The 11,418-nt window shown below is 65.0% G+C and carries 8 protein-coding genes and 1 pseudogene; 6 read left to right on the top strand and 3 right to left on the bottom strand.

Annotated elements, in window-relative coordinates; all coding sequences use genetic code 11:
• Positions 1–21 precede the first annotated feature (21 nt).
• Positions 22–915 (bottom strand): PA4780 family RIO1-like protein kinase, encoded by an 894-nt coding sequence (locus tag AC19YT_RS24100; protein WP_095111032.1) that lies wholly within the window; start codon positions 913–915, stop codon positions 22–24.
• 620 nt (positions 916–1,535) lie between these two features.
• Here AC19YT_RS24100 and AC19YT_RS24105 point away from each other — a divergent pair.
• Both AC19YT_RS24105 and AC19YT_RS24110 read left to right on the top strand, forming a co-directional pair.
• Positions 1,536–2,468, top strand: a pseudogene (locus tag AC19YT_RS24105) (cache domain-containing protein); the annotation flags it as partial.
• A gap of 129 nt (positions 2,469–2,597) precedes the next feature.
• Entirely contained in the window at positions 2,598–3,326 is a 729-nt protein-coding gene (locus AC19YT_RS24110; protein WP_371856253.1) for a methyl-accepting chemotaxis protein, read from the top strand.
• A 124-nt stretch (positions 3,327–3,450) separates the two neighbouring features.
• Here AC19YT_RS24110 and AC19YT_RS24115 read toward each other — a convergent pair whose 3' ends face one another.
• The gene (locus tag AC19YT_RS24115) at positions 3,451–4,728 is read right to left on the bottom strand and encodes an acetyl-CoA C-acetyltransferase (RefSeq protein WP_095111034.1); all 1,278 of its coding nucleotides are present in this window, start codon (positions 4,726–4,728) and stop codon (positions 3,451–3,453) included.
• Positions 4,729–4,850: 122 nt separating this feature from the next.
• Between AC19YT_RS24115 and AC19YT_RS24120 the strand changes: the two genes are divergently transcribed.
• Together AC19YT_RS24120 and AC19YT_RS24125 are read left to right on the top strand one after the other, a co-directional pair.
• Positions 4,851–6,203: a 3-oxoacyl-ACP reductase gene (locus AC19YT_RS24120; protein WP_500611139.1), complete on the top strand. Its 1,353-nt coding sequence runs from the start codon at positions 4,851–4,853 to the stop codon at positions 6,201–6,203.
• A gap of 2 nt (positions 6,204–6,205) precedes the next feature.
• Positions 6,206–7,060, top strand: coding sequence for a MaoC/PaaZ C-terminal domain-containing protein (locus AC19YT_RS24125; RefSeq protein WP_500611140.1), 855 nt, complete (start codon positions 6,206–6,208; stop codon positions 7,058–7,060).
• Positions 7,061–7,075: 15 nt separating this feature from the next.
• Here AC19YT_RS24125 and AC19YT_RS24130 read toward each other — a convergent pair whose 3' ends face one another.
• Complete coding sequence (locus tag AC19YT_RS24130; protein ID WP_095111037.1) at positions 7,076–7,525, bottom strand: DMT family transporter; 450 nt, start codon at positions 7,523–7,525, stop codon at positions 7,076–7,078.
• A 395-nt stretch (positions 7,526–7,920) separates the two neighbouring features.
• Here AC19YT_RS24130 and AC19YT_RS24135 point away from each other — a divergent pair, with 395 nt between their 5' ends.
• Positions 7,921–9,447, top strand: coding sequence for a collagen-like triple helix repeat-containing protein (locus tag AC19YT_RS24135; protein ID WP_500611141.1), 1,527 nt, complete (start codon positions 7,921–7,923; stop codon positions 9,445–9,447).
• 158 nt (positions 9,448–9,605) lie between these two features.
• Positions 9,606–11,273, top strand: coding sequence for a ShlB/FhaC/HecB family hemolysin secretion/activation protein (locus AC19YT_RS24140; RefSeq protein WP_500611142.1), 1,668 nt, complete (start codon positions 9,606–9,608; stop codon positions 11,271–11,273).
• The last annotated feature ends 145 nt before the right edge of the window (positions 11,274–11,418 follow it).

The raw sequence follows: 11,418 nt of genomic DNA on the forward strand, positions 1-11,418 counted from the left end.
GGCCGGATTTTTTGTGGGCGATCACTGCATCCAGGGTGGAGGCGGTTCTTCAGCCTTGCTCGGCGGTGCGTCGTCGGCGGCGCGTACCGCTTGCCGACGCTCCTCGTCGAGGCGCGCGGCCTCGATCTCGCGCATGATCCCGCCCACGTCCGCCAGCTCTTCGGGTTCGTCGAACTCGCCGGTCAGCACACTGGCCGGGTGCAAGGTGCCGGCTTCGTACAACGCCCACATTTCCTTGGCGTACTTGGTCGCCTTCAACTCCGGGGCAAAACGCCCGAAGTAGGACGCCATGTTGCCCACGTCCCGCTCCAACATGCTGAACGCGTGGTTGTTGCCCGCCGCGTCCACCGCTTGCGGCAGGTCGATAATCACCGGCCCGGTGGGCGTAAGCAGCACGTTGAACTCGGAAAGGTCACCGTGCACCAGGCCGGTACACAGCATCAGCACAATCTGCTGGATCAGAAAGGCGTGGTATTCGCGCGCCTGCTCCGGTTCCAGCACCACGTCGTTCAAGCGCGGGGCCGCATCGCCGTACTCGTCGGCAATCAGCTCCATGAGCAGCACGCCTTCAAGAAAATCGAACGGCTTGGGCACCCGCACGCCCGCGCCGGCGAGGCGGAACAGCGCCGCCACTTCGGCGTTCTGCCAGGCGTCCTCGGTCTCTTTGCGACCGAATTTTGAGCCCTTGGCCATCGCCCGCGCCTGGCGGCTGTTGCGCACCTTGCGGCCTTCCTGATACTCGGCCGCCTGGCGGAAACTGCGTTTATTCGCCTCCTTGTAGACCTTTGCGCAACGCAGCTCATTACCGCAGCGCACCACATAAACAGCTGCTTCTTTACCACTCATGAGTGGGCGCAGCACCTCGTCGACCAGACCGTCCTCGATCAGGGGTTCAATGCGTTTTGGAGTCTTCATCAGCTTTTATTGTGGGTCCTTTATTACCAAACACGCGAATGTCACTCGTTATACGGCAATCCTCTCTCCGGTGGGAGAGCCTGCCGACCTATGAACGCAACCGATGCACTCAATGTGCCAGATTATTCGGACAAAACCCGAGGGCCAATGCCGACCGCGAGGAATCATAGCCGACGCGGCAAACCCAGCATGCCGCACACCCAGCACCATTTGCGACAGAATCTGACACCGCAGCGCCAGGTGTCTGAGGATTTTTCCTCAGACACCTCAATTTCCCGCCGCGCCAGCCGAAGCCCTTACAGACAAGGGAGTTTGTCTGCCTCCAACAAAAAACCGTCATCGACCCGGTGACAAAGGCTTTCCCCGCTGCGGGACGAAAGGACTCGACGCACCACACAAGACGTTTACGGCTGCCGTCAATCCGCGATCACTTCGTGGGCCTACAAGAAAAATCTGGAGCGCGGATGAACATCAAACAAAAGCTGACCTGGGCGTTTGCAATCATCGCCTGCTTGCCGGTCGTACTGGTCGCCACCTTGGTGGGGCTGAACTTGCGCAACGATGCCAAAGAGGCCTTTGTCGATAGCAGCGGCCGCGAGATCCGCCAGGTCAGCAACGCCATGCAGATCTTCTTCGACAGCATCAGCCAGAACGTCAACTACCTGGCCTCCCAGCCGCTGATCCGCAACACCGACGACAGCCTCAAGACCTACATGAGCGCCGATGCCGCCCAGGTCCCCCAAGGCGACATGGACAAGCAGATCTTCCGCCTGCTGGAAAACCTCGGCACCACGCACCCGGCCTACGCCTACGCGATTGTCGGCACCAACGCCGGCGGCTACGTGTCGTGGCCCGATGATGCCACGCTGAGCAACTACGACCCGCGCCAACGCCCCTGGTACCAAGCCGCCCAGGCCAACCCCGGCAAGCCGATACGGCCACCGGCCTACTACTGGGCGCAAGACAACGCCACCTACGTCAGCACCGTGCGCACCATCGACAACAAACTGGGCAGTAACGGCGGCGTGGTCAGCATCGACGTGACGCTCAAGCAGCTCACCGAGATCGTCAAGCAGATCAAGCTCGGCGAAAGTGGCTACCTGATGCTCATGGAGAACTCCGGCACCGTCCTGGTGGACCCGGCGCAACCGGAGCACAACTTCAAGGCCCTGGGCAGCCTTGGCGAGGGCTACAGTGACCTGGCCAAAGCCGGCAAGGGCCTGGTGGAAGTCCAGCTCAATGGCGAGCGCTACATGGCCAACGTGTGGCCTTCCGAGCAACTGGGCTGGACCTTTATCGGCCTGATTAAACACAGCGAAGTGATGAGCTCGGCCACCCAGTTGACCTGGTTGATCGCCCTGATCGCCGGGGTGCTGGCGGTGGTGTTCGCCGGGGTCGGTGCCAGTTTCGCCAGCCTGATCGTGCGCCCGATCCGCAGCGTGGCCAGTGGCCTGGAAGGCATCGCCCAGGGCGAAGGCGACCTGACCAAAAGCCTGAACATTCGCGGCAGCGACGAAACCGCGCAACTGGCCAACTGGTTCAACCAGTTCCTGGCGGCGATCCGCAGCCTGATCCAGCACATCGGCCAAGCGGCCGGCAAGATCCTCGACACCTCGCGCAGCTCCACCCAGGTGTCCCACGACATGGCCGAAGCCGCCGGGCGCCAGCGCGAAGCGGTGGACATGGTGTCCACGGCGTTCCACGAAATGGTCGCCACCGCCAACGAAGTCGCGCGCTCGTGCAGCCAGGCCGCCGAATCCGCCGACAGCGGCCAGCGCCAGGCCCGCGAAGGCCAGCAGCAGATTGACGCGGCCGTGCAGAGCGTCGATCAGTTGAGCCAGGAAATCGAACAGTCGGCGCAGTCGATGCAACAACTGGAACGCGACAGCAACGACATCCAGTCGATCCTCGGCACCATCCGCTCCATTGCCGAGCAAACCAACCTGCTGGCCCTCAACGCCGCCATCGAGGCCGCCCGTGCGGGCGAGCAGGGCCGCGGCTTTGCCGTGGTCGCCGACGAAGTGCGCGCCCTGGCCAAGCGCACCGCCGACTCCACGGCGGAGATCGACGGTTTGCTGGGCAACCTGGCCAAACGCACCAGCCAGGTCACCCAGCAAATGCACGCCAGCCTGCAGGTGTCCCAGGAGTCGGTCAGCCGCATCGGCCTGGCGCGCAACAGCTTCGGGCAGATCCGCGAATCGGTGGACGTGATCCGCGACATGAACACCCAGATCGCCACCGCCGCCGAAGAACAGCACCAAGTTGCCGAAGACATCAACCGCCACATCAGCCAGATCCACGGCGATGCGCAACGGGTGGCCGAACTGGCCGACTCCGCGCGCCTCGACTCCCAGAGCCTGGCCGGGCTGTCCCATGAACTCGATGGCTTGGTGCGCCGGTTCAAGACCTGAGGTTCTCCCCTGTGGGAGCGGGCCTGTGTGGGAGCGAGCCCTGCTCGCGATAGGGCCGGCACAGCCTATGGGCAGCCATCGCAAGCAGGGCTCGCTCCCACCCAAGCCCTGCCCACAGCCCGCGTCAGCGCTCGACGATAGCCGTCACGCCTTGCCCGCCCGCCGCGCAGATGGAAATCAGGCCCCGGCCGCTGCCTGCGGCGTCCAGCAGTTTGCCCAGGTTGGCGAGAATGCGCCCGCCCGTGGCGGCAAAGGGGTGGCCTGCGGCCAGGGAGCTGCCCTTGACGTTGAGGCGGCTACGGTCGATGGCGCCCAGCGGTGCGGCCAGGCCGAGGCGGCTCTGGCAGTAGTCGGGGTCTTCCCAGGCCTTGAGGGTGCACAGCACCTGGGCGGCGAAGGCTTCGTGGATTTCGTAGTAGTCAAAATCCTGCAGGCTCAAGCCATTGCGCGCCAACAACCGTGGCACCGCGTACACCGGGGCCATCAAGAGGCCTTCGGCGCCGCCGACGAAATCCACCGCGGCCGCCTCGCCATCGCGCAGGTAGGCCAGAACCGGCAACCCGCGCTCCTTGGCCCAGGCCTCGCTACCGAGCAACACCAGGGACGCGCCGTCCGTCAGGGGCGTGGAGTTGCCTGCCGTCAGGGTGCCCTTGGCGCTGCGCTCGAACGCGGTCTTGAGGCCGGCGAGTTTTTCCAGGGTCAGGTCCGGGCGCACGTTGTTGTCGCGGGTTAGGCCCATGAACGGCGTAAGCAAATCGTCGTGCCAGCCTTCGGCGTAGGCAGCGGCCATGTGCTGATGGCTGAGCAGGGCCAGTTGGTCCTGTTCGGTGCGGGGGATGCTCCAGGCCTGGGCCATCAATTCGCAGTGCTCGCCCATGGACAACCCGGTGCGCGGCTCGCCGTTGCGCGGGAACTGCGGCACCAGGTGCCCGGGGCGCAGTTGCAGGAAGGCCTTGAATTTGTCACCGGTGGTTTTCGCCCGGTTGGCTTGCAGCAGGATGCGGCGCAACCCTTCATTGATGGCGATCGGCGCGTCGGAGGTGGTGTCCACGCCGCCCGCCACGCCGCATTCGATCTGCCCCAGGGCGATTTTGTTGGCCACCAGCAGCGCCGTCTCCAGCCCCGTGCCGCAAGCCATTTGCACGTCATAGGCCGGCGTGGCCGGGGACAGCCGCGAGCCGAGCACGCATTCGCGGGTCAGGTTCAGGTCGCGCGAATGCTTGAGCACCGCCCCGGCTACCACCTCGCCCAGGCGCAAGCCGTGCAGGTTGTAGCGCTCGATCAAGCCCTCCAGGGCGGCGGTGAGCATCGCCTGATTGCTCGCGGTGGCATAGGCGCCGTTGGAGCGGGCGAACGGAATGCGGTTACCGCCGATAATCGCGACGCGGCGCAATTGAGTCATGGAAAGCTCCCTAGTGTTTGAAAGGCTACAGACCCACAAGCGTAGGCCGTATCCAAGGCGATCGAACGACTGATCGCCATTCATGGTCCACACTTTGAGTCCCCGCCCTTGGAGAGTGTTCCATGTCTGACCGTTATATCGACTTCGCCAACTCGGCCCTCGGCCATCGCCTGGTCGGCGCCCTTGGCCTGCCGTCGCCGGTTCGCCTGGAACGCTGGCAGGCCGGGCGCCTGCGGCCCATCGAAGGCGCATTGCTGCTGGGCGGCGGGCCGCTGGTGGCGCCGATCGCAGCCTTTGCCCACAAATTGACCGACGCGGTGTACAGCTACGCCAGCGACGCCGCGCCCGCCCAGGCGTGGATTCCCGGCCACGGCCCGCGCCTCAAGGCCGTGGTGTTCGACGCCAGCGCCCTGACCTCGGTGGAGCAGCTCAAGCAACTGCGCGAGTTCTTCCAGCCGCTGCTGCGCAACCTGGACAACAGCGCCCACTTGGTGCTCCTCGGCCGCGCCCCGCAAAGCCTCGACGAGCCCTTCGCCGCCAGCGCCCAGCGTGCCCTCGAAGGCTTCGCCCGCTCGCTGGCCAAAGAACTGCGCAACGGCGCCACCCTGCAATTGCTCTATGTGGGCGCGGGCGCCGAAAGCCAGCTCGAAGGGGCGCTGCGGTTTTTCCTGTCACCCAAAAGCGCCTACGTCTCGGGCCAGGTTGTGCGCCTACAGGCCTGCGCCACCCAAGTGCAGGACTGGAGCCGCCCGCTGGCCGGGCGCAAGGCGTTGGTCACCGGCGCCGCCCGCGGCATTGGCGCGGCCATCGCCGAAACCCTGGCCCGCGACGGCGCCCACGTGGTGCTGCTGGACGTGCCCCAGGCTCGCGCCGACCTCGATGCCCTCGCCGCACGCCTGGGCGGGCGCAGTGTGGCCCTGGATATTTGCGCGGCGGATGCCGGCGCGCAGTTGATCGAACAACTGCCGGACGGCATCGACATCGTGGTGCACAACGCCGGCATCACCCGCGACAAAACCCTGGCCAACATGACCCCGGAATTCTGGGACGCGGTGCTGGCGGTCAACCTGCAAGCGCCGCAAACCCTCACCCAGGCCCTGCTGGACAGCGGCACCCTGGCGGACAACGGCAGGGTAATCCTGCTGGCGTCCATCAGCGGCATCGCCGGCAACCGCGGGCAAACCAACTACGCGGCGAGCAAGGCCGGCTTGATCGGCCTGGCCGAGGCCTGGGCGCCGTTGCTGCATGGCCGCGGCATCAGCATCAACGCCGTGGCGCCAGGGTTTATCGAAACCCAGATGACCGCCCACATCCCCTTCGCCCTGCGCGAGGCCGGGCGGCGCATGAGTTCCCTGGGCCAGGGCGGGTTGCCCCAGGATGTGGCCGAAGCCGTGGCCTGGCTCGCCCAGCCCGGCAGCGGCGCGGTCAGCGGCCAGGCCTTGCGGGTGTGCGGGCAAAGCGTGCTGGGGGCTTGACCATGACTGTTCATTGGCACGACCTCAGCCATCCGCCCGCGTTACCGGGGCTGTATGTGAAAGCCGCACTGCGGCGCAAGGTCCACGGCAGCGACCTGCCGGTCGATGGCCTGCGCTGCGCCGTGCAGGTCGAGCCGCGACGGTTGGCGGCGTATCGCCAGGTCTGTGGCTTTACCGAGAGTGCGTGGCTGCCGCCGACCTATCCCCATGTGCTGGCCTTCCCCCTGCAAATGCAGTTGCTCACCGCCCAGGACTTCCCCTTCCCGCTGCTGGGGTTGATCCACCTGCACAACCGCATTCGCGTGTTGCGGCCCCTGGGCGGCGTGGCCAGTGCCTGGGTGAGCGTGCACGTGCACAACCTGCAACCCCACGCCAAAGGCGCCGTGTTCGATTTGGTCACCCGCTTGGAAGACAACTTGGGCCTGCTGTGGGAGGCCGAAAGCCGCCTGCTGTGCAAAGGCGTGAAGTTGCCCGGCGAACCCACCGCGCCAGAAGCGCCCGAGCCCCTGGCGCTAACGGCGCTGGAGCACTGGAACGCACCCGCCGATATCGGCCGCCGCTATGCCCGGGTGTCGGGGGACTACAACCCGATCCACCTCAGTGCCTTGAGCGCCAAACTGTTCGGCTTGCCCCAAGCCATCGCCCACGGCTTGTGGAGCAAGGCCCGCACCCTCGCCGCCCTGGGCGAGCGGTTGCCGGCCAGTGGCTACGAGATAAGCGTGAGCTTCAAAAAACCGCTGCGCTTGCCCGGGGCGGTGACGTTGCTGGCCAGTGAACCGGGGCCGCAGGGGGCGTTGTGTTTGGTGGGTGGCGAGATCGAACACATGACCGGGCATTGGCGTGCGCTGACGCCGTAGGTAGCAAGCAGGGGGTCAACCGCGCCGGATCAGGAACACCCCGGCCAAAATCAACACCAACCCGGCGATTTTGAAGGCGCTGATAGGCGCTTCGCGAAACCCTGCCCAGCCGAAGTGATCCAGCGCCAGGGCCATGCCCAACTGCCCGGCCAGCACCAGGGCCATGAACAACATGGCGCCGATACGCGGCCCGGCGAAGGCTGCCGTGGTGATGAAAAACGCACCCAGCAAACCGCCGCTCCAGTGCCACCAGGTCAGGGTTTTCAGCGCCGCCAGGGTCGGCACTTCGCGCTGTACCAGCACCAGCAACAACAGCGCCATGGTGCCGACGAAAAACGAGATAAACGCCGCCGCCAACACACTCGATACATTTTTCGCCAACTGGCCATTGATGCCCGCCTGCAACGGCAGGAACGCACCGGCGACAAAGGGCAGGCACAACAGCCACCAGACAGGGGCAGGCATAAAGCTCTCCAACAGAAAATAAGGTGCGCGGAGTATACGGCAATACCTAGTTACACCTGAGTATTCATTAAGTAAAAGAATAAAGGGCCCGTGATTAACCCTGTGCTGGCGGGGTGTCGCACTGCTTAATTGTATATATATAACTAAAGTTTATTTCCCGTTAGCTTCGCCTCTTACGACCTGCCATGTCACTGATTCAAAACATTTTTTATTCCGGATAAGACCAATGGAACCGGGCCTGGCGGCCGGGTATATAAGTTATTAATACCAAGTTGAGAATGGCGCCAAACAGCATCTGGGATTGTTATGGGCTCACGGACGAAGGCATCGCCAGCGACAGAACTGGCGAGCCATCGAAAACAACGAGCGTTGTACAGGTGCAAGGAATAAATCCCATGAAAACTCAAATTTCATTGAAAGCATGCACGGCAGTGGCCCTGATCCTGGCCCTTTCCCTGGGCGGTTGCAGCAGCGGCGGTGGCGGCCATAAGAGCCGTTCCAGCAGCTCCACCCCGGACAGCTCCACCGACGCCGGCAATGGCGGCACCGATGACGGCACGGGCGGAACCGGTGGGGGTACGGGCGGTACGGGTGGTGGCACCGGCGGCGGTACTGGCGGTACAGGTGGTGGCACCGGAGGCGGCACAGGTGGAACCGGCGGCGGTACGGGCGGCGGCACCACCACCCCACCCCTGGTCACCAGCACCGTGGTCGATCAAGTGGGCGATACCGTCACGGGCGTGGGCGATGGCGTGGGCGCCATCGGCGATGGCTTGGCGGGCACCCCTGTGGTCGGCGGCATCGTGCAAAGCGTCACCCACACCACCGACAATGTGGTCGGTACCGTTGGCGATGGTTTGAGCGGCGGCCTCGGCACCCTGGGCAGCAACCCCAACGCCCTGAGCGACACCACCGCCACCGTAGGCAAAGTGGTCGGCAATGTGGGCGATGGCGTGACGGACCTGAGCGGCAAACTCAACACCGCCACCGGCAGCATTCCCCTGGTGGGCGATATCGTCGCCAAGGTCACCCCAGTGGTGGGCCAGGTCGGGGAGAAAGTCAGCATGCTCGGCGACACCCTGACCCACATCACCAGCGACGGCCCGCTGGGCAAGCTCACCGACGCAGTGGGCAATAAAGTCGCGGTGCCGGTGGTGACCCTGGCAGAAAACGTCATCAGCAAAGCCACCAATGCCACGGGCCTGGCAGCCCCGCTCAATGGCACGGTGAACGGCGTGGCGAACGTGGTCGATGGCCTGGGCGACAAAGTGACCGCCGCCGGCAACGGCAACCCGCTGAGCAACACCCTCGGCGGCGCCCTGAGCAACGTCGGCGGCACCCTGGATAAAGCCGGCAACTACGTGGCACCCGCCACCGGTGGCGGCAGCACGCCAGGCCTGGGCGGCACTGGCCTGCTGGAAGTGGTGGGCGGCGCAGTGGTCAACGCCACCGGCGGCCTGAATGCCGGCAACACCAACCCACTGGTCAGCGCCACCGCCGTCACCGGTGGCAGCGCCGGCACCCTCGTCGCCGTGACCGGCGGTGCCCTGGGCGGGACTGGCGTGGCCAACACCGCCGCCACCGCGCCCCTGGCCAGCCTCGGCAACGCCATCGGCAGCGGCCTGAACCCGGTCACCACTGCGGTGGCCAGCGCCACCCAACAAGTGACCGCCGCCACGGGCCTGGCCGCCCCGGTCAGCGCCATCACCAGCCAACTGGGCGGTGCGGTCAGCGGGGCCGGCGCAAGCATCGCGGCCAGCACGCCTAACCCTGTGGTCAAGGCGGTCGGCGGTGTGGTTACCACCGCTGGCGGCACGGTCTCGGCGGTCAGCACCCTCACGGGCACCGGCAGCACGGGGGGGGCCACTAACGGCGGTTTGGGTGGCCTGCTCAACAACCTCAAGGGCAGCCTGAACCACTAAGAAATGCACCTGGCCGATTCGACGGCCCTTCCTACAGCGCCTACGCTTGGTTGGAGACAGAAGGTTCAGGCGAATCTTCTGTCTTTTTCTTTTTGGAGCATAACGGTCCACTCGGATCGACAGTCCTTTCGCGATGTGGTCTGACCATGGAGTGTCCTATGCGCGCTTTGGCTTCCCTGTTGTTGCTCAGCCTGTGCCCTTACGCCTACGCCGAATCCCTGCCCACCTTCCTCAACAGCAACGAAACCATCCGCAACCTGCCCGCGCCCAACCTGCCCGCCGACGCCTACCGCCCGGTGACGCCGCAGTTGCAGTTACCCACCCCGGCGCCTCAGCCGCAGCAGTTGATGATGGACACCCAGGTCACCATCAAGAAGCTCAACATCGAGGGCGGCACGATCTACCCGCTGGAGGACGTGGCCCAGGCCTACCAGCCGCTGCTGGGACACGAAGTGACCCTGGCGCAATTGATCGAAGCCACCCGCGCCCTCACGCGCCGCTACCAGGACGATGGCTACTTGCTGTCCTACGCCTTCCTGCCCCAGCAAAGCTTTGATGGCGGCGTGGTGCGCGTGGTGCTGGTGGAGGGCTATATCAAGGACTACCAACTGCAGGGCGACATCGGCCGAGTCTCAGCCTACTTCGAGCAATTGGTGGCCAAGCTCAAGGCCGAACGCCCGCTCACGCGCGCAACGTTCGAGCGCTACACCACGCTGATGAGCCGCATCCCCGGCATCACCGTGCAGGCACAAGTGCCGCCGCCGGGCACCACCGACGGCGCGGCGTACCTGATCGCCCAAGCCAGCCGCAAACCCTTCACCAGCAGCCTCAACACCACCGACGACAACCGCAACGGCCCCCAGGCCCTGCTGGGGCTGACCAGCAATGCCCACACCGCGATGGCCGAGCAGGTCAGCGTCAGCGGCCTGTTCCCACCGGGCGACGACCACGAGCACTACTATCGCCTGGACTACAGCCAGTTCCTCAACGCCGAAGGCACCCAATTGAGCCTGTACGGTTCGCGCTACCGCGCCGACCCAGGCACCCACGTGCAGCTCGCCAATGGCCTGCAACTCAAACCGCACCGCGAAAACGACCGCTACTCCATCGGCCTCACCCACCCCTTCATCGCCTCGCCCACCGAAGTGCTCAACCTCAGCTCGCGCTTCTACGCGGTCAACGACAAGACCCGCTACCAAGTGGTCGGCTACCCGCTGAGCGTGGAAGACAAAACCGACATCCGCGCCCTGGCCTTTGAAGGCGACTGGCGCAAAGCCAACGAAACCCAATTGCGCATCCTCAGCGGTGGCGTCTACCAGGGCATCGACAGCCTCGGCACCAACAGCGACAACCGCGCCTACGACCTGGACTTCATCCGCCTGCGCCTGTCCGGGGTGCAAAGCGACAAGTTCTTCAGCAACTGGCAAGGGGTACTTTCCGCCGCGCTCTACTGGACCCAAGACACCCTGCCCGACAGCGAACGCGCCGTGTTCGGTGGGCAGAACTTTGGCCGTGGCTACCCCGACGACCAGGCCTCCGGCGACAAGGGCTGGGGCGTGGCCTACGAGGTCAACTACAGCCACAACCGCGACAGCACCTGGCTGCGCATCCTGCAACCCTACGTGGTGCTCGACCGCTCCAAGGCCTGGTTCAACGACCTGCCGGTCAAAGGCAACGACCTCTCCTCCGCCGCCATCGGCCTGCGCTTTGGCGACGCCAAGTACTACAACATCGCCCTGGAAGCGGCCAAACCCCTGGCCGACGAAGCCCTCGACACCTTCAACCGCAAGCCGCGCTATAGCCTGAGTTTCAGTTATCAGTTGTAGGGGCCGCTGCACACGGCCCTCAATGGGCGAAAAACCTCTCATACGCCAGCTCCAAACGCTGCAAGAAACCGGGGTCCGGCGCGGTGGATAACCGATGGATCGCCCGGCGGTTCATGTAGTGCCGGGCATGCACCCACGCGCCGAA

The sequence above is a fragment of the Pseudomonas sp. MF08875 genome (assembly GCF_059862525.1).

Excerpts from the sequence above, each read along its gene's own strand:
- AC19YT_RS24135 (WP_500611141.1), top strand. The coding sequence starts at position 7,921 with ATGAAAACTCAAATTTCATTGAAAGCATGCACGGCAGTGGCCCTGATC.
- AC19YT_RS24110 (WP_371856253.1), top strand. The coding sequence starts at position 2,598 with ATGGTGTCCACGGCGTTCCACGAAATGGTCGCCACCGCCAACGAAGTC.
- AC19YT_RS24130 (WP_095111037.1), bottom strand. The coding sequence starts at position 7,525 with ATGCCTGCCCCTGTCTGGTGGCTGTTGTGCCTGCCCTTTGTCGCCGGT.
- AC19YT_RS24140 (WP_500611142.1), top strand. The coding sequence starts at position 9,606 with ATGCGCGCTTTGGCTTCCCTGTTGTTGCTCAGCCTGTGCCCTTACGCC.
- AC19YT_RS24100 (WP_095111032.1), bottom strand. The coding sequence starts at position 915 with ATGAAGACTCCAAAACGCATTGAACCCCTGATCGAGGACGGTCTGGTC.
- AC19YT_RS24125 (WP_500611140.1), top strand. The coding sequence starts at position 6,206 with ATGACTGTTCATTGGCACGACCTCAGCCATCCGCCCGCGTTACCGGGG.
- AC19YT_RS24120 (WP_500611139.1), top strand. The coding sequence starts at position 4,851 with ATGTCTGACCGTTATATCGACTTCGCCAACTCGGCCCTCGGCCATCGC.
- AC19YT_RS24115 (WP_095111034.1), bottom strand. The coding sequence starts at position 4,728 with ATGACTCAATTGCGCCGCGTCGCGATTATCGGCGGTAACCGCATTCCG.